Here is a 19,030-nt window from a genome sequence, read left to right on the forward strand (position 1 = left end):
ATTTATTAGGCAGTTGTACTAAAGTTCTTTTGGCCAGTGCTCATCTTTATCTGATATTATGGGTGATTTTATTGGCCAGGAAATATTGAATATCGGATCGTTCCAAAGTTTGCCTCTTGCATACTCTGGCATATACTCTTGTGAAATTTGATAAAACACTTCAGTGTTATCTTCTAGTGTTTGAAAACCATGAGCAAATCCCTCTGGAACATAGAGCATATACTTATTATTCGAATCCATCTCAATTCCAAACCATTGTCTATATGTTTTAGAATTTTCTCTTAAATCTATAATTACGTCAAATATTTTACCTCTGTTACATCTGACTAATTTTGTCTCCTGGTATGGTGCAATTTGATAATGCATTCCCCTTAGTGTTCCTCTTTTTTTATTAAATGAAACACTCAATTGAATGAGTTTTGAATTAAGACCCATCTCTGCAAATTTCTTATGATCCCATATTCTAGCAAAAAATCCTCTCTCATCTTCTTGTTTTTCTATCTCTATTATGAAAGCACCTTTAAGTTTGGTTTCAACAAATTTCATAAATGAATTCTCACCTCAGGAATAACCGTGACAAATTTTCCACCCCATTCCCTAATAAAATTAATTTGTTGAATAATTTCATCTTTTAAATTCCATGGTAAAATCAAAACATAATCGGGCTTTGTCACTCTAATTTTTTCCAAATCTAGTATCGGTATATGTGTACCTGGTAGAAATAATCCTTGTTTGTATGGATTTTTATCTACTGTATAATTTATCACATCATTCCCTATTTTACAATAATTTAGCAATGTATTTCCTTTAGCTGGTGCACCATATCCGACAATGGTTTTATTTTCATTTTTTATAGTTGAAAAGAATTTGCAAATTTGTTGTTTTAACAATTCAATTGTTTTTTGAAAATTAGAATATACTTCCATCTTATCTATTCCAAATTCATGTTCTTTTTTAATCAACTTTGCAATATTTTCACTGATTTTGAATTTTTGATTTTCTTCATGTTTTGCATAAACTCGTAATGAACCCCCATGAGTTGGTATCTCCTCTACATCAAAAATTGTTAATTGATGAGATGCAAATATCTTTTGCACTACTAAAAATGAAAAATATGAAAAATGTTCATGATAAATAGTATCAAATTGTTTTTGTTGAATCAATTTTAACAAATGCGGAAACTCCATAGTAATCACACCATTTGGTTTAAGTAAAATCTTAAGTCCTTTTACAAAATCATTCAGATTAGGTACATGAGCCAATACATTATTTCCTAACAATAAATCTGCTTTTTTATCCAAACTAACTAATTCTTTTGCAGTCTCAGTTCCAAAAAACTTGAAAATTGTAGGAATGCCCTTCTTTTCAGCAACTTCTCCAACATTTACAGCAGGTTCAATCCCCAAAATAGGGATTTTTTTTTCCTTGAAATATTGAAGTAAATATCCGTCATTACTTGCTATCTCAATTACTTGACTTTTTTCATCAAAACCAAACCTAGTGATCATCATATTGACATACTCTTGTGCATGTTCTAACCATGTCTTTGAATATGATGAAAAATATGCATAATTTGTGAAAATATTCTGTGGACTCTCAAATTCTTCTAGCTGAACAAGAAGACAATTATCACATACAAAAACATGCAATGGATAAAATGATTCTTTTTTGTTAATTTGTTCTGCATTAAGATATGAATTAGACAAAGGTGACATTCCTAAATTTATGAAATTTTGAGTCAGTTCTGAACCGCAATATCTACAATGTATAGTTTTCATATCTCATAATTTGCTAAACTCTTTAATTTGTTGCTCTGTTATTTCTCTAATATCATCTCCTAACTCATAATGCTTGTACCATTCTACTACAAATTTTAATCCCAACTCTAAATTTGTTTTAGGTTGCCATCCTAATTTTTGTTTGGCCTTTGTGCAATCTAGTTTGAGAGTGTTTGCCTCATGATGAAAACCTTCTTTGTTATATTCCAAATTAATTTGTGTGTTCCACAGATGTGATAATTTCTCAACTAACCATGAAACCGATCTTATGTCATTATAATCTGGCCCAAAATTCCATCCTTCAGAAAACTTTGGTCCTTCATACCATAATTTTTCTGCTAAAAGCATGTAACCGTGAAGCGGTTCTAATACGAATTGCCATGGTCTAACTGCATTTGGATTGCGAATCTTAACTGTGGTTTTTTCTAATATTCCTTTCATGACATCTGGAATTATTCTGTTTTGCGCCCAATCCCCGCCTCCGATAACATTACCTGCTCGAGCAGTTGCTATCGCAGTTCTGTGTTTTTCATATTCTGTAGGATTGAAAAATGAATTTCTAAATGAAGATGTTACAAGTTCTGCGCATCCCTTACTGCTACTGTATGGATCAAATCCTCCCATTGGATCATTCTCATTGTATCCTCTTTCAAGATCATTATTTTCATAGCATTTGTCACTTGTCACATTAATTAAAACTCGAACACAATTAACATCACGAATAGATTGCATGATATTTGCAGTTCCAAGAACATTTGTAGTGTAGGTTTCTATGGGATTTTTGTAGGATTCCTGAACTAACGATTGTGCTGCCATGTGAATTATGATCTCCGGTTTATGTTCATGGATTACTTCATTGAGTTTATTCAAATCACCTATATCTCCCATAATTGAGATCATCTTATCTTCAACATGGGATAATTCGTACAAACTTGGTTTTGTTGGAATTGATTTTGAATATCCTACCAAATCTGCACCCAACTTTTGTAACCATAATGAAAGCCAACTTCCTTTAAACCCAGTATGGCCAGTGAGTAGAATTTTTTTATTTCTCCAAAAATCTAAATTCATTCCCATATTTTCCAATCAGCTTTTCCAGAAGCCCACAATTCTTCTAGATAATTTTTATCTCTAAGCGTATCTACAGCATGCCAGAATCCTTTATGCTTGTATGCTGATAATGATCTCTCATGAGATAACTTTTCTAATGGTTCTCTTTCCCAAATCGTTGAATCTCCTTTAATGTAGTCAAAGACATTGGGTTCTAATACAAAAAATCCACCATTGATCCAATTTCCATCACCTTCTGGCTTTTCTTTAAATTTTAACACATCATCATTTTCTATCTCTAACATTCCAAATCTTCCTGGCGGTTGAACAGCTGTTATGGTTGCAGTTTTTTTCTTGCTTTTGTGAAATTTTATCAAATCTGAAATGTTGATGTCTGCTATCCCGTCTCCATATGTAAAACAAAAAGTATCGTCATTAACATATTTTTTTACTCTTCCTAGTCTGCCTCCAGTAAATGTATTTAGTCCAGTATCTACCAGTGTCACTTTCCAAGGCTCAACTGATTTGTGATGAACTTCCATGGAATTATTTTTCATATCAAATGTGACATCAGACATGTGTAGGGAATAATTTGCAAAGTATTCTTTTATCATATAGCCCTTGTACCCACAACAGATAACAAAATCATTGATTCCATACGATGAATAAATTTTCATAATATGCCACAAAATTGGCATTCCACCTACATCGATTAATGGCTTGGGTTTTGATGATGTTTCCTCTGAAATTCTTGTACCTAACCCTCCTGCTAAAATTACTGCTTTCAATTAATTACACTCCATTCCTAGATTTTACACTTATAATTGGTTAAAATACATTAATGCTAAAAAATAGTAATCCTATTGATCTTATTATATAAAGAGATGAGTCTTGATTTATGAGTGATTTTTCTACACAGATATTTCTAATAGACTCTACAGTCAATACAGATCAATTTCTAAAATCCAACAACGATTCCAAAATAATCACTTTTGATAATACAATTCATCATCTACTATTACACAATAAGATCGGACATCAAGTATCTGATCAGTATGTTTCCCGAAGTGATTTAGATGATATTTTGAAGCATTCTATGATCTATGCTCGTTGGTATTTATTGCCTGAAATAAAAGAAATTCTCTCTTTTAAAGACATTAATCTCGGTGAATTATTCTACATAGAATTCCAAGAATTTCTCATTTCTTTTTTAAAACGATTTTTAGAAATTAAACGAATATTTACCAAGTTTCCAAATTCAAAATTTCTTGTGTCGCACTCACTTTTTCCGATAATTTCATCTTTGTCTGCCAACGTAGAACTTGTTGGTAATGTTAAGGAACAATTATCAATTTATAATAAAATAGATGTTCCTGTAAAAATAGGCGGAAAACAATTAACACTAACTCTTAATACATCAAATGTACAAAAAATCCAAAAAATACTGGAAAAACTAAGTCAAGGCTTAATCAAAAAAAATCAATTCAAACCAAATTGTAATAATGTCTTGTTGATAGACTTTACAACAATTAAATACAAATCCTTACTACAATCAATTCCAAATTTTCAATTAAATGTAATAAAATACGATCGGCGAACATCTGCAGTGTGGAATATTGAATCTTATTCAATCATCAAACAATCACACTGTATGTTAGAAAATTATTCGACATTAAATGACAAATCCATGGACTTGAGGATAACTCAAAACCAAGATTTTTGCAATAAAATAATCGATCAGATTATGATGAAAGAACAGCTACTATCATCTTTTTTTTCATTTGATAACCAGTCATTTTGGTCTGGAATTAAAACAGAGTTTGTAAACATATGTGAAAAAAGATTTCTTGATGCATCCAAAGAATTTGAACTTGCCGAAAAGATATTAAAAAAATATCAATTTTCTGCAGTTTTGATTTGGAGTGAAACTGGTTTATTGGAACAAATTATGATTTCATTGGCAAAAAAACTCAAAATCCCTATAATTCTTCTTCAACATGGGTTGTATTCTGATTCTCCAGAATTGATAACTAAAAACAAATTCTATGGAGTCATCCCAAAAACATCTGATATAATATTAGTCTGGGGTCCAAAATTCAAAGAATATTTGGTAGAAAATGGATTAGATAAAAATAAAATATCTGAAATTGGTAGTACGTTTTTTGATCCTATCTTCAATAACATGATCAAACCTGCCATCTTTCAAGATTCTATTCTTCTTGCAACTGATCCATACGCATTCATGTATCCACATGAATTGACTACTGAATTTATGGAAACATATGAGTCAATGATAAAAAAAGTCTATGAAATAGCTTCCAAACAAAATAAACGATTAGTGATAAAAACACACCCTCAAAAAAGCACTAACGAGGAAGAAATAGCAAAACAAATTGATCCTACAATAACGGTTATCAAAAGCGGAGACATACGTCCACTAATAAAATCTAGTTCCTTAGTAATTGTGACAGATATGAGTACTGTAATTTTGGAGGCCCAAGCAATGAAAAAACCTGTCATATCTGTTTTCTTGAGGGATTATTATGGAACTCCAGAGCCTTTCAAATCAAATCTATGTCAGAGAATAAATATCAATGACTTGGATGAATGGGTTACAAATGTCATAAATTCTAATGATTTCCAAAATCAAGTTATATTGAAAGGAACTGAATTTGTTGATTCATACTTAGTTAATCAAGGAACATCATCTGAATCACTTCTAAAATTTCTTGAAAGTATGAATAACAAAGCCTGAACTTGATATTTTTGTTGTTTGAATAATAATCTAAATACTAGGATAATTTGATGATCATCATTGAAGAAAAATGAAGAAAAAAATAATCATACCTCTTATCATAATACCAATTTTGATTTTTGGTGCAATTGCATACAAGGCACCATCTATGTTACCTAATGAAGTGTTAGAACCGATAAGATCATTGAAGGATTTTACCCAAGAATTAACACGTACGACAGAACGAAGCATTGGGGTACCACTAAAAGCACAAGTCATCGATGACAACTTCAGAGTCGAAGAATTTGTAACTGGATTAAATCAGCCAACCCAAATGGCTTTTATTGGAAATGATATACTGGTTCTTGAAAAAAATCAAGGAAAGGTCAGACTTGTAAGAGAAGGAATTCTTCAACCTGAACCAGTTCTTGATGTTGAAGTTGGTACCAATAACGAGTCTGGTTTGTTGGGAATTGCTGTATTAGATTCAACAGTTTATCTTTATTTTACTGAAGCTGAAAAAGATGGAGGACAAACATTTGCCAACAATGTTTATGCATACACATGGGATGGTAATACCCTGAACAATCCTGTTTTAATAAATACACTTTCAAGTGAATCATCTTGGCACAACGGAGGCGGAATGACAGTAAACAAGGAAGGAATTGTTTATGTGGTAATAGGTGATCAGATGGGAGGAGGAAGACCAGACACCAAAAATGAATTTACACTTCTACAAAACCATGAAAAAGGAGAGATAGATGACAGTGGTGTAATAGTGCATGTTGGATTAGATAACAATGTGATACAGCCAAAATTGGCTAAAGATCCTTTATCGCATTATTATGCTATAGGAATCAGAAACAGTTTTGGTTTGGCAATAGATCCAATGACTGGAAATATGTGGGATACTGAAAACGGTCCTGAGAATTTTGACGAAATTAATTTGGTGTTGCCAAAATTTAACAGTGGTTGGGCAGTTGTAATGGGTCCTGCTACAGAAAAACAAATATCAGAAATTCCACCCTTAGGAGATTTTCAGTATAATGATCCTCAATTTAGCTGGGAAAGAACAGTGACTCCAACAGGTTTAACATTTATCGATTCTGAACTGTTTTCTAAGTACAAAAATGAGATGCTTGTAGGTACATGTAACTTTGGACAGCTCTTCAAATTCAAATTAAATGAAGACCGTAATCAACTCATATTTGATACAGATCACTTACAAGATCATATAGCCAACTTAACTATAGAAAGTGGGCAAAAAGACTTTGAATCCCTTGATGAAATAGTATTTGGAACAGGATTTGGTTGCATTACAGACGTCGAAATGGGATCTGATGGATTGTTATATGTTGTTTCTATCACAGATAATTCTATTTACAAAATCCTACCAAAATAATATGATTGATAGGTGTGTTCAAGATAATTTTTCAATAAGGAGATAAGTTGAATCAATATAACATTTTAAAAAAACAGAATTATGTCTTTGAAAATTATAAATTAATTCCATTACGTGAAGAAGATATCCAGTCAATTAAGAATTGGAGAAATGAACAAATAGATATTTTACGACAAGAAAAACCAATTACAAGAGAGCAGCAAATTAATTATTACAATCAAGTAATAAAAAAATCTTTTAGTGACAAGAAACCTATCTTGATGCTATTCAGCTTTCTACATAATGATTTCTGTATTGGTTATGGAGGTTTGACCAATATTGATTGGACAACTAAGAATGCAGAATTATCTTTTCTTGTAGATACCAACAGAACGTCTGATCCTAACACATATGAAAACGATTTTACATCTTTTTTACATCTAATCTTTGAATTGGCATTTGATGAGCTTAATTTTACTAGAATTTTCACTGAAACATATGATATTAGACCCGTACATATCTCCATTTTAGAAAAGAATGGATTTCTACTTGAAAAACGACTAAAACAACAAAAACGTATACATGAAACCTTAGTTGACGTACTAATTCATTCTTGTGTAAAGAATGTTAAAAGTTGATTTATTTATCGTTCCATCATTGATCAGAATTGAACTTTGATCAAAAGATTGACATGTAGTAAGAGGACATGATATAATTATGAACAATTCTGATGTTTGTGTTCTTGTGACAGGAGTAGGTGGAGGCAGTCTTGGGCGTGAAATAATCAAAGCATTCAAAATTGCACCACATAACTACAAAATTGTTGCAACTGACGCTTCAGCAAAAAGCGTAGGTCTGTTTGAAACTTCACATAGATACATTGTTCCAGAAGCAAATTCTGAGAAATACCTCACTAGTATCCAAAACATATGTTCAAAAGAGAAAGTGCAGGTGATAGTACCAGGCTCCGAACCAGAAACAGAAATTATATCTAAAAATAAAAAACTATTCTCTGAAAAAAATATCACAGTACTTACCAATCCTTGGGAAACAATACAAACATGCAAAGACAAATTAAATCTGACAAATTTCCTTACCTCAAAAGGAATCCCTTGCCCTAAATCAATACTTTTTGAGAATGATTCAACAATTAAACAAATAGAGCAATACCCTGTTGTTATAAAACCACGAAGTGGAGCAGGATCAAGAAATGTATTTCTTGCTCATGATGAGAATGAGGCAAAATTTTTTGGAAACTATTTGTTAAAACATGGAAGTGAGGCAATAATTCAGGAATATGTTGGTGATTATGAAGCCGAATACACCATTGGAATTCTTTATGCAGACAATGGCAAATTGATGACATCAATTGCGATGAAAAGACTTTTGGAAGGTGGATTATCTACCCGACAAATTACTAAGGGACAAAACAATGATAAAAAATATGTGATATCCTCTGGAATTTCCCAGGGTGAATTCAACGAATTCACTGAAGTGAGAAAAGCTGGAGAATCTATTGCAAAAGTACTAGCTACAGATGGTCCAATTAACATACAGTGCAGAAAAACCAAAGATGGAATACTTCCTTTTGAAATAAATCCAAGATTTTCTGGCACAACTGGTTCCAGAAGTTTGGTAGGTTGTAATGAACCTGACATTCTCTGTAGATATAGATTATTTGGGGAAATACCTCAACAACTAAATTATGAAGTAGGTTTTGTTCTAAGAGATCTTCAAGAAAAATTTATCACACAAGACGATATAGAGAAGATTCCAAAGATATGATCAACCTAATCATCTTAGATTTTGATGATACAATAACTGATAATAGATTGTTGGATTTTAAGGCATTTGAAATACCATGTAAAAATCTTGGCATACATCCACCTTCGCTTAAAATGATATCTTCTTCACGAAAAAAGGGGTTGCTGGCAAGAGATATTATGCAAAAACATCTTAAAAAAATCGGAAAATCTAACCTCCTGAGTGATTTTCTATCAAAAAGAGACACATTTTTGAGCGATTCAAAATCAATGTACCATCTACAACTCAAAAAACATGTGATACCAATTTTATCTCTTTTAAAGAGAAAGAAAATAAAATGCATTTTATGTTCTGCACGCAAAAATAAACAAATGGTAAAATCATTTTTGAAATATAATAAAATTGACAGTTATTTTTTTACAACATATTTTATGCATGATCTGGGGTTTGTCATTGATAATATAGTCAGATCAAATCGTGTCTTGATAAAGACAAGTTTGCTAAAACAGATAATAAAAGATGAGCACATTGATCCGCAGAGAGTACTGTATGTTGGAAATTCTTCTGAAGACTTGGAAGCTGCAACTTTGCTAAAAATACACTTTGTTTATGTAGAAAATGATTATTTGAACAAAGAATCAGATCTTGATATAACTAGAATTAGTAACATGATTGATCTAAAACAACAAATACAATTACTGGTGTTAAAATGAAAATTCTTGTTACTGGTGCATCTGGTTTTATTGGCTCACACCTTATGAAGTATTTGTCAAGAAACAACAATGTTCACGGTCTGTCCCGTTCTAAAAAATCACAAAATATTTTTCAAATTTCATTATCTGACAAACAAAAACTTGCTAGACATATGAAGAAAAACAAATATGATGTGGTAATTCATTTGGCAGCCTCTCTTGAAGAAAGTACCCCATTTGACATGTTCGTCAAAAACTGTGTTAGCACTGCAAATATTTTGGAATGTTGTGCAGAAACTAATGTTGCAAAAATAGTTTTTTCATCCTCACAACTAGTATATGGCAAATCAGTATATCTTCCAATTGATGAAGATCATCCCAAAAATCCGATAAATAATTACGCTTTGTCCAAGTTGATCTGCGAAGAAATATGCAAAATGTATCACAATACATATGATCTCTCAATCCAAATTTTACGACTATCGTCAGTATATGGTCCAGGTCAATCTTCTAAATACATCATACCTACTATGATGATAAAGAGTGTAAATAACAAAGACATTGAAATCCATCGTTACAAAAATGGGTTACAACTAATGGATTTTGTTCATGTTAGGGATGTATGCAAAGCTATCTCCTTAGCTTACAAGTCTAAATCAAAATTTGGCATCTATAATATTGCCTCTGGCAAACCCATAACAGCAAATGACATAGCCGATAAAATTTCTCAAGTTATTAGAATACGTACAACTAACGCAGTCATAGACAAAGAAGCTAACCATCTTTTTTATGATATTTCTAAAGCAAAAAGAGAACTTGATTTTACACCGTCTGTTCAACTAGATAAAAAAACACTGAAAGAGATACACAAAAACATCGTTTCAAAGGATGACTTTCTTTAATTACAACAAATAAATCTTGAATGTTGGTATAATTCATATTGAAAACGACAGTAATAGCAGAGATTGGTTCTAACTGGGAAGGCAGTGTACCAAAGGGAATCAAAATTATAAAAGAATGTAAAAAGGCAGGAGCAGATGTAGTAAAGTTTCAGATGTGGCGTGCACGTGATTTGTATTCTCCAACTCATCCTCAGTGGAAAGTCATCAAAAAATCAGAACTAACATTTGATAAAGTAAAAAAACTAAAAAAGGTAGCCGATTCAATCGGCATTGAATTTCTATGCAGTGCGTTTTATCCTGAAGCAATAAATTTTCTTGAAAAACTAGGTGTCAAACGGTACAAAGTTGCATCAAGAACATGCTTGTTCAAAGATCCATACTCAAAGGAAACGTTGAATCTTAAAGCATCAACCAAAAAACCAGTGATAATCAGTATGGGGATGGGCGGTGATAAAAATCTAATAAAAAAAATATTTGGTAAAAACAAGATCACTTTCTGTTATTGCATCTCTGAATATCCTCTAGAGTTTAAGAAAATTAACTGGACAGATGCAATCAGATATGACGGATTTTCAGATCACACTATAGGGATTACGGCACCAATAGTGTATACTATTTTAAAGAAACAACAAGGATCTAAGAACATACTTATTGAAAAACATGTCAAATCAAAAAATTCCAAAGGACCTGATGCAGAAACGTCAATTGATACACAAAAACTGGCAGATCTGATTTCTCACATTAGGCTTATTGAAAAAGCAAATCTCAACTAAATTTCACACATTTTGATTTACTGTTCTGATAATTCTGTCAACTTCCGCATCTGACAGATTTTGATGAATAGGTATTGAAACTATCCCCTTGCCCGCAGTTTCAGTAATAGGTAATGAAATATTTTTTTTATACAAAGACATCGTATGAACAGGTCTATAATGAATGCCTGTTTCTATTCCTGCGTTAAACATTTTTTCCATGAATTTTTTTCTGTTTTTCACCATTAACCAGTAAAGATGATAGCTACAATTTTCATCAAAAGGCATTTTTCTTTCCAAGTTGATTTCTTTTGAATATCGTTTGGCTATTTGTCGTCTAGTTCTGTTCATGGCATCCAGTTTTTTCAGCTGAACCAAACCTATGGCTGCTGAAATCTCATTCATGTAATAATTCCATCCAACTTCCTTTACATCATATTCAAAATTATTTCTGTTTGTTATGCCACACCATCTACGTGCCAGCAAAACATCTCTCATCTTTCGATGTTCTGAATTGATTGCAATTAATCCGCCAGTTGGCATTGCCAAATTCTTTACTGGATGGAAACTAAAACATACTATATCTCCATGACTTCCAATCCTTTTGCCCATAAATTTGGCTCCAGATGCATGTGCAGCATCCTCAATCAATATGAGATCATTTTTCTTACACATTTGTTGAATCTTATCTAAATCGCATGGCATTCCTGCGTAATGAACAGGTAGAATTACCTTGGTTTTTTTGGTAATTAGCTTTTCAATATGATGAGGATCAATACACATGGTATCATGTTTTACATCAGCAAATACTGGTTTTCCACCATTCAGAAGAATTGCATTTACAGTAGCAACAAACGTAAGTGATGGAACTATTACCTCTTTTCCTTTTAGATCTATTAATGATAAAGCAAGATTCAGCGCAGCTGTCCCACTATTTACTGCAACACAATTATCTGAGTCAATAAATTTTCTAAATGAATCTTCAAATTTTTTAACATGACCTATACCTGCACCAGATGCCCAGAAATGACTTTTTAGAACTTGCTGAGTAACCTGTTGCTCTTTAGTTCCAACTGATGGATCAAATAGTTTGATTTTTTTAGCCATGTTTGCTTTTCTCTTTTTTGACAAACTCTTTATCTTCTTTTAATGATTTCAAGTAGCCTTCATTTGGATTATCATTTTTGTTCATATTAAACAAGGTTGGTTCCTCCGAGTACAAGTTCATTATATCCTTAAGGAGTATAGGTCTATTTTTGATGCGTTCCACAATTATTTTTACTAGTTCTAAATCCTTTTCTCTGTCTACTTCCCATCTTAAATGTGAAAGATCCTTTGAACTGGTGACATTGAATATCTTAAACTCATCTTTATGATTGTAAATGTAAGGCGTAACATGTTCCCGCTCTGATGGCAATTTTGCCATCTTCCAAGTTTTCTCTAACGCTTCAAAAGAAAACACTTCCACTTCTGTTCCATATGGAAAAGTATATGGAAGAAAATTTGAAACATAATCATATTTAGACTTTAAAAAAACTTTAATGACATCATCTACTATCTGAGGATCTATCAGTGGTTTATCTGATGGAATTCTAACAATTGTGGAAAATGCAAATTTTTTTGCACACTGATAATGCCTATCTAAAACATCTTTTTCAGAGCCTCTAAAACATTTGAATTCATTTTCTTGCGCAAATTTTGCAATTATGTTGTCTTCTTCAAGATCTGTTGTTGCAATTACAATGTCATCTAGTAATTCAGAGTGTTGAAGCTGACTTACAACATAGTGAAGAATAGTGTTTTTTTTGTCTAGTAATTTCATTGCTTTACCAGGTAATCGTGAAGAGCCAGTTCTTGCTTGAATTATACATCCAATCATGTTGTAATCAGCATATTTTTTTGAAAACTGGGGAGATGTTTCATTTAAAGTAAATCAGATTTTCCAATAAGTTCTTTTAATGTGTCTTTTTTAATCAGTTCCACTTTATCTGATGAGTATGATTCAGTCAATGCAGTTCTTTTCATATTCGGATATTTTTGCCTAATTTCATCATCAGAAAGTGAACGCTGAAGTATCATGTATCTTGTATTGCCTTCCAAAGTATTTCGAAGTTCATCTGCGTTTATCAATGTCTCATGGTATTTTTCTCCCTGTCTTACAGGTATTTTTTCTTCGCCTGTATTTCCAAGTAGTTCTTGTAATGATTCTTTGACTGTTTCAATTGTATATGCTTTTAATTTTGGCACAAAAATTTCTGAACCTTTTCCTGCAAATGTGGAAGATAAAATAAAATCCAGGGCCTCCTCCATAGTGATACTGAATCGTGTCATCTCTGGACTTGTAATGGTAAGTTTTTGTTTTGATTTTATCTGTTGAATAAACTTGGGAATAACCGAACCACTACTTCCTAAAACATTGCCATATCTCAGAGCTATGAATTTTGTCTTGTGACGTTTTTTATCCAAGTAATTACTTGCTGTAACAAATAATTTCTCCATTAGTAGCTTTGTTGCCCCGTATGTGTTTAGAGGCGATACAGCCTTGTCAGTACCTACCCCTACTGCAATCTCTACATCTTCATGAAGACATGCCTCAATGACATTGCGAGATCCTATGACATTTGTATTGATTGCTTCAAATGGATTGTATTCAACCACTGGTACATGTTTTAGCGCAGCTGCATGAAATACAATATCTATATCTTCTAATGCTCTCTGTAATCTCGGAGCATCTCTAATATCTCCAATCAAATATCTTAGCCTATCATCATTTAACTCTGATTGCATCATAACCTGTTTGTTTTCATTTCTACTAAAAATGCGGATAACATCAACTTCTGATTTTAACAGTCTTTTTGTTAAAGCCTGTCCCAAAGAACCAGTTCCACCTGTGATGAGAATTTTCTTGCCCTTTAGTTCATTCATAATGAATTTGTGGAAAACTTGTGTTAAATAATCTTACCTTCTACACAATAGTCTTGTGAACATGTCTCATATTCTATCACAGAAAGCATTTACAAATTGCATCTGGTCTACATACTGCAACAAAAGTAATGTGATTTACGTTGTTTAAAAAATGAAAAAGTTAAAAGATTCAAATAAATTTACTCTGTATGTCAAAAGAAGAGCATAACAAAATGACCATGATAGAGAATTTGGTATGGGAAGCAGCTAAGATAATGTTTCCAAATTCATACATTGATCCAAAAAGAATCACAAAAGCAAAGGAAAATTTACTAGAATCTCTTATGAAAAATAATTGAAGACTGGGTTTAGTACAAACGCATTTACTGAAAAATCGTTGTTACATGGTATAGATACCATATCTGATATTGGGTATGATGGAGTAGAACTAGTTCTTGACACACCTCACGCTTTCTTACCATTAAATGAAAAATATTTGTCTGAAATAAAAAACTGCATTAAAAAAAATAAAATTGAAATAGCAAACCTAAATGCCAATACTGTGGTAGGCTGGTATGACAACAATACTGTAATAGAAAAATTTGAACCGTCACTTTCAAACAAAAATGAAAAACTCAGACAATGGCGATTAAACTATACTAAAAAGGCAATCGAATTAGCTGACGAACTAGAATCTCCTAGCATATGCCTCACTTCGGGAATTTCAACTAAATCCGAAAAACAAACTTGTCTGCGTACTTTTAAAAAATCTTTAACTGAACTTGCATCATTTGCAGAGACAAAAAATATCTCAATAGCAATAGAATACGAACCAGGATTGTTAATTGAGAACTCAGACGATGTATATCATGTTATTTCTCAGTTCAATAACGTTGGATTAAATCTTGATGTGTGCCACGCAGCTGTTTTAGGCGAGGACATATCTAAAATTATTAAAAAATTTCGGAAAAAAATCATTCATACTCACATAAGTGACTGCAAAAACAATATTCACTTTCATTTAATTCCAGGTTTGGGCAGCATTGATTTTTCTGCCATGTACAGATCACTAAAAGAAATCAATTATGAGGGATCTCTTACAGCAGAACTTTACACATATTCAAAAAATCCAGAGTATGCCGCAAAGATTACTTTTACATACCTAAAGAATTTGATGTTAAATCATGTTTATTGATCCACATGTTCACATGTATTCTAGAACAACAGATGATTATGAAAAAATGATTCTATCTGGGATTAAGACTGTTATCGAACCTTCATTTTGGCTTGGGCAAGCACGTACTTCATCAAAAACCCTGATTGATTATTGGGAGTATCTGATAAATTTTGAACGAGCGAGAGCTAGAGAATTTGGTATAAATCATTATTGTGCCATTTCTGTAAACCCAAAAGAGGCCAATAACTCACAACTTGCAAATGAATCATTAGATGTTATGGCTAACTATCTTAGTAAAGAAGGGGTTGTAGCAGTTGGTGAGATAGGATTTGATATGATTACTAAGGAAGAAGAAAAAGTGTTTGCGCGACAATTGGTAATGGCTGAAGAGCTTAAAATGCCAGTTATTATTCATACCCCACATATCAACAAAGTGGAAGGGATAAAAAAAACATTTGATATTATAAAAAATTGCAATGCCACAAAATCAAGAATTATTATTGATCATAACACTGAAGAGACAATCGAACTTTCTTTGTCTTATGATGTGATTGCAGGAATTACTGTCTACCCATATACCAAAGTGAGCTCCATAAGAGCAGTTAATATGTTAAAAAAATATGGTACAGATAGGATTTTGATCAACAGCTCTGCAGATTGGGGAGTATCTGATCCTCTAAGTGTGCCTAAAACTGCAATCCAAATGGAAAAAGACGGTTTTAGTAAAAACGAGATTGAGCAATTACTTTTTCATAACCCAAATAATTTTTTTAAACAATCAAAAAATTATGTTCCATTATAGATTAATTGCATGAAATTATCCTTTAGCACAAATGCATATCGAAATTATTCCATTGAAGATAGTATTCGTTCAATTTCTTCTGTAGGATATGATGCAATTGAATTGATGTGTGATACACCACATGCATTTCCTCCACTGTCTGCTGAAAAAATAGATTCAATTAAAAAAATACTGCAAGAAAATCAAATGAAGATTTCTAATCTAAATGGATTTATGATGTGTGCCGTAAATGACTTTCATCATCCATCATGGATCGAAAAAAATCAAAAAGAACGTAATATTCGAATACAACATACCAAATATTGCATTGAATTAGCCTCAAAACTTGGCGTAAAAACAGTTTCTACAGAGCCTGGGGGGCCACTTTTGGGATTATCTGAAAAAGAAGGGCTAGAATTATTTTATGATGGCTTAAATGAAGTCATTCCTGTAGCAGAAAAAAACAATGTAAAACTTTTGATTGAACCTGAACCTGGATTGTTAATAGAAAATTCATCACAATTTCTAAATTTTATGTCTCGCTTTAATACTAAATACATTGGTCTAAATTTTGATGTAGGTCATTTTTTTTGTGTAGGTGAAAGACCAGATAAATTAATTAAAACACTTGCAGATTTCATATCTCACATTCATCTAGAAGACATTGCAGAATCACGAGAACACAAACATCTGATCCCTGGTCATGGCGTAATTGATCTCAAAAAGGTTTTTGATGCAATTAGTGATATTAATTATAAAAATTACATTACAATCGAATTATACCCTTATCTAGATAATCCAGAAAACGCTGCTAAAGAGGCAATGCAGTTTATACATTCTCTTAATCTGAAATGATGAAATCATATTTTCAGCTAGTGCGCTTTCCAGGTATTTTTACTGCTTTTTCAAATATTCTTTTAGGTTTTTTTATATATTCAGAATTTGTTGTAGATTGGTTTAATCTATTTCCACTTCTTGCAGCTTCAGGTTTTTTATTTTTAGCTGGAATGACGCTAAATGATTATTTTGATTACAATATAGATAAAAATGAACGACCAAACAGGCCTCTTCCCTCAGGAAAAATATCAAGAAAAGTAGCACTGTGTCTTGGCATTACATTGTTTGTTGCCGCAAACATTTCTGCATCTTTTGTTGGATTTCAAGCAGTAATGATATCTGTCATTATGACAATTCTCATCTTGGCATATGACATAAAACTAAAAAATATTAAAACCATTGGAATTTTAAATCTCTCATCCATACGATTTCTGAATGTTATTTTAGGTTCCAGTATAGTCCTTTTTAATTTTGACATTATCTGGATATCAATCCCAATTGCAATTTTTGTAGCAGGAATTAGCATTCTTGCAAAAACTGAGAGTTCCATTTATCTAAGAAAAGTAAAAATCACTAATCTGATCTTTGTTTTATTTACCATATCTTATGTTGTCGTTTTAATCCATGACAAGGGATCTATTCATTGGCTAATTCTTGGAATGTTTGTTGTAGTTAATTATTTACCTTGGATGGTCATCAAAGAAAAATCTTCCATGACCACGCAAAAAATAGTGACGATTCAACTACTTTCAATCCCTATTTTAGATGCAATTTTAGTTATGGCTTTTTCTAATGTTATTTTTGCAGTAGTGACGCTGTCTATGATATTTCCGGCATATGTTGCTTTACGAAAATTATACTTGACATAAATTAGTATGAATGGTTTATTTTTAAGTTAGAAATATTCTGAATAACTAAATGAAAAAATTAATTGTGATTAATGTTGTAGGATTAACAAAAAATTCAATTAATGATACTTTGCTTCCTAACCTGTCAAAAATTTTTACTGATGGGTTTTGTTCTTCAATGATTCCTTCTTTTCCTGCAGTAACATGCAGTGTCCAGTCTTCAATTACTTCAGGATACTATCCGGCAGATCATGGTATCATTTCAAATGGTTTCTATGATCGAGATACAAAACAAGTTTCGTTCTGGGAGCAGTATGACAGTTTAGTTCAAAAGCCAAGAATCTGGGATATTTTAAAGAAGGCAAATCCCAAATTAAAAACAGCTGTGCTTTTCTGGCAAAATTCTCTTTACACAAATTCTGACTTTATTATTACTCCCAAGCCAATTCATCTTGAAGACAAAACTGTAATGTGGTGCTATTCAAAACCTCTCAATTACTATGAGGAAGTTGCTCAACATCTAGGTGAATTTGATCTCAAATGGTATTGGGGACCATTTACATCCATCAAGTCTAGTCAGTGGATAATTAATGCATCAACGTATACGATAAAAAAACATAGACCTGATCTAGTCCTTGTATATCTACCTCATTTGGATTATTCTGCACAAAAATATGGACCTCAAAGTAATGAATTCAAACAGAGTTTAATTGAGATTGATAACATGATTGGGGATTTGATAGGTTTTCTTGATGCCAATGAGTTTGGCAATGAATATGAGATAATGATTCACTCTGAATATGGATTTAATGAGGTGAATCACTCTTTGTCCCCAAACATACTTTTACGTCAAAATGGATTGCTTTCCACTCGAAATATACTTGGAAAAGAATACATTGATTTTGAAAACAGTAATGCATTTGCAATGGTTGATCATCAGATAGCACATATTTTTATAAAACCTGGCTATGATGATGCCGTTACTTCAATTTTCAAAAAAGAAAAAAGTATTGCAAGAATTCTTGATAAAGAATCTCAAATAAAATTAAACATAAATCACACAAGAAGTGGCGAGTTGATTTTATACGCAAAGGATGATTGTTGGTTCAATTATTATTGGTGGGAAGATGAAAATCTTGCACCCTCATTTACTTTTAATGTTGATATCCATCGAAAACCTGGATATGACCCGCTTGAATTGTTTCTTGATCCAATAACTAAAAGAATTTCTCATGACACTTCATTGATCAAAGGTTCTCATGGTGTGTTTGATGGTGAAAATACTGACGCTTTACCTATATTTGGAATGTCTATTAAACCAAAGAAAGAAACTAATATTATAGATATCTCTCAAATAGCGCCAACCATATTGAAATTCTTCAACTGTACTTACAATCTTCCAAATGATTCAATCTTGTAATGATCTTTTT

20 protein-coding genes are annotated in these 19,030 nt (G+C 32.1%); 13 read left to right on the forward strand and 7 right to left on the reverse strand.

The annotated features are described in order from the left end of the window. Positions 1-18 precede the first annotated feature (18 nt). Genes rfbC through rfbF form a run of 4 tightly spaced genes read right to left on the reverse strand, consistent with a single transcriptional unit; the run spans position 19 to position 3,616 of the window. Entirely contained in the window at positions 19-546 is a 528-nt protein-coding gene (gene rfbC / locus MY1_RS00440; protein WP_048109277.1) for a dTDP-4-dehydrorhamnose 3,5-epimerase, read from the reverse strand. Then, complete coding sequence (locus tag MY1_RS00445; RefSeq protein WP_048109280.1) at positions 543-1,778, reverse strand: class I SAM-dependent methyltransferase; 1,236 nt, start codon at positions 1,776-1,778, stop codon at positions 543-545. The genes rfbC and MY1_RS00445 overlap by 4 nt, the downstream gene beginning before the upstream one ends. A 3-nt stretch (positions 1,779-1,781) precedes the next feature. Continuing rightward, complete coding sequence (gene rfbG / locus MY1_RS00450; protein ID WP_007549467.1) at positions 1,782-2,849, reverse strand: CDP-glucose 4,6-dehydratase; 1,068 nt, start codon at positions 2,847-2,849, stop codon at positions 1,782-1,784. Further along, on the reverse strand, positions 2,846-3,616 hold the full coding sequence (rfbF, locus tag MY1_RS00455) for a glucose-1-phosphate cytidylyltransferase (RefSeq protein WP_007549469.1): 771 nt from the start codon (positions 3,614-3,616) through the stop codon (positions 2,846-2,848). The genes rfbG and rfbF overlap by 4 nt, the downstream gene beginning before the upstream one ends. A gap of 110 nt (positions 3,617-3,726) precedes the next feature. On the opposite strand from rfbF, the gene MY1_RS00460 reads away from it, so the two are divergent. The 7 genes from MY1_RS00460 (at position 3,727) to MY1_RS00490 (ending at position 11,074) form a co-directional block, all read left to right on the forward strand. After that, entirely contained in the window at positions 3,727-5,583 is a 1,857-nt protein-coding gene (locus tag MY1_RS00460; RefSeq protein ID WP_007549470.1) for a UDP-N-acetylglucosamine 2-epimerase, read from the forward strand. 70 nt (positions 5,584-5,653) lie between these two features. Further along, positions 5,654-6,964 carry a PQQ-dependent sugar dehydrogenase gene (locus MY1_RS00465; RefSeq protein WP_007549472.1) on the forward strand — a complete coding sequence of 437 codons (1,311 nt, stop codon included), beginning with the start codon at positions 5,654-5,656 and terminating at the stop codon, positions 6,962-6,964. Positions 6,965-7,011: 47 nt separating this feature from the next. After that, positions 7,012-7,581 (forward strand): GNAT family N-acetyltransferase, encoded by a 570-nt coding sequence (locus MY1_RS00470; protein WP_007549474.1) that lies wholly within the window; start codon positions 7,012-7,014, stop codon positions 7,579-7,581. A 79-nt stretch (positions 7,582-7,660) separates the two neighbouring features. Further along, on the forward strand, positions 7,661-8,728 hold the full coding sequence (locus MY1_RS00475; protein ID WP_007549475.1) for an ATP-grasp domain-containing protein: 1,068 nt from the start codon (positions 7,661-7,663) through the stop codon (positions 8,726-8,728). Continuing rightward, the gene (locus MY1_RS00480; protein WP_048109283.1) at positions 8,725-9,420 is read left to right on the forward strand and encodes an HAD family hydrolase; all 696 of its coding nucleotides are present in this window, start codon (positions 8,725-8,727) and stop codon (positions 9,418-9,420) included. Before MY1_RS00475 ends, MY1_RS00480 begins: the two co-directional genes overlap by 4 nt. Next, on the forward strand, positions 9,417-10,301 hold the full coding sequence (locus MY1_RS00485) for an NAD-dependent epimerase/dehydratase family protein (RefSeq protein ID WP_048109285.1): 885 nt from the start codon (positions 9,417-9,419) through the stop codon (positions 10,299-10,301). The genes MY1_RS00480 and MY1_RS00485 overlap by 4 nt, the downstream gene beginning before the upstream one ends. 38 nt (positions 10,302-10,339) lie before the next feature. Then, complete coding sequence (locus tag MY1_RS00490) at positions 10,340-11,074, forward strand: N-acetylneuraminate synthase family protein (RefSeq protein WP_007549480.1); 735 nt, start codon at positions 10,340-10,342, stop codon at positions 11,072-11,074. A gap of 3 nt (positions 11,075-11,077) precedes the next feature. On the opposite strand, the gene MY1_RS00495 is transcribed toward MY1_RS00490, so the two are convergent. The 3 genes from MY1_RS00495 to MY1_RS00505 are packed head-to-tail and all read right to left on the reverse strand — an operon-like array spanning position 11,078 to position 13,978. After that, positions 11,078-12,160 (reverse strand): DegT/DnrJ/EryC1/StrS family aminotransferase, encoded by a 1,083-nt coding sequence (locus MY1_RS00495; RefSeq protein ID WP_007549481.1) that lies wholly within the window; start codon positions 12,158-12,160, stop codon positions 11,078-11,080. Continuing rightward, the gene (locus MY1_RS00500; RefSeq protein WP_007549482.1) at positions 12,153-12,932 is read right to left on the reverse strand and encodes a cytidylyltransferase domain-containing protein; all 780 of its coding nucleotides are present in this window, start codon (positions 12,930-12,932) and stop codon (positions 12,153-12,155) included. The genes MY1_RS00495 and MY1_RS00500 overlap by 8 nt, the downstream gene beginning before the upstream one ends. Before the next feature lie 44 nt (positions 12,933-12,976). Beyond that, positions 12,977-13,978, reverse strand: coding sequence for an SDR family NAD(P)-dependent oxidoreductase (locus tag MY1_RS00505; protein ID WP_007549483.1), 1,002 nt, complete (start codon positions 13,976-13,978; stop codon positions 12,977-12,979). 188 nt (positions 13,979-14,166) lie between these two features. On the opposite strand from MY1_RS00505, the gene MY1_RS09625 reads away from it, so the two are divergent. From MY1_RS09625 to MY1_RS00530, 6 genes are read left to right on the forward strand one after another with little or no spacing between them, the layout of a single operon-like run. Continuing rightward, positions 14,167-14,316 (forward strand): hypothetical protein, encoded by a 150-nt coding sequence (locus MY1_RS09625; protein ID WP_157832746.1) that lies wholly within the window; start codon positions 14,167-14,169, stop codon positions 14,314-14,316. Beyond that, on the forward strand, positions 14,313-15,152 hold the full coding sequence (locus MY1_RS00510; protein WP_007549485.1) for a sugar phosphate isomerase/epimerase family protein: 840 nt from the start codon (positions 14,313-14,315) through the stop codon (positions 15,150-15,152). Before MY1_RS09625 ends, MY1_RS00510 begins: the two co-directional genes overlap by 4 nt. Continuing rightward, entirely contained in the window at positions 15,142-15,936 is a 795-nt protein-coding gene (locus MY1_RS00515; protein ID WP_048109287.1) for a TatD family hydrolase, read from the forward strand. Before MY1_RS00510 ends, MY1_RS00515 begins: the two co-directional genes overlap by 11 nt. 9 nt (positions 15,937-15,945) lie before the next feature. Continuing rightward, positions 15,946-16,770 (forward strand): sugar phosphate isomerase/epimerase family protein, encoded by an 825-nt coding sequence (locus MY1_RS00520; protein ID WP_007549488.1) that lies wholly within the window; start codon positions 15,946-15,948, stop codon positions 16,768-16,770. Positions 16,771-16,790: 20 nt separating this feature from the next. Then, the gene (locus MY1_RS00525) at positions 16,791-17,621 is read left to right on the forward strand and encodes a UbiA family prenyltransferase (RefSeq protein WP_157832747.1); all 831 of its coding nucleotides are present in this window, start codon (positions 16,791-16,793) and stop codon (positions 17,619-17,621) included. Positions 17,622-17,670: 49 nt separating this feature from the next. Next, positions 17,671-19,020, forward strand: coding sequence for an alkaline phosphatase family protein (locus tag MY1_RS00530; RefSeq protein ID WP_007549492.1), 1,350 nt, complete (start codon positions 17,671-17,673; stop codon positions 19,018-19,020). Positions 19,021-19,030 lie beyond the last annotated feature (10 nt).

The organism is Nitrosarchaeum koreense MY1, assembly GCF_000220175.1.
GTDB lineage: Archaea > Thermoproteota > Nitrososphaeria > Nitrososphaerales > Nitrosopumilaceae > Nitrosarchaeum > Nitrosarchaeum koreense.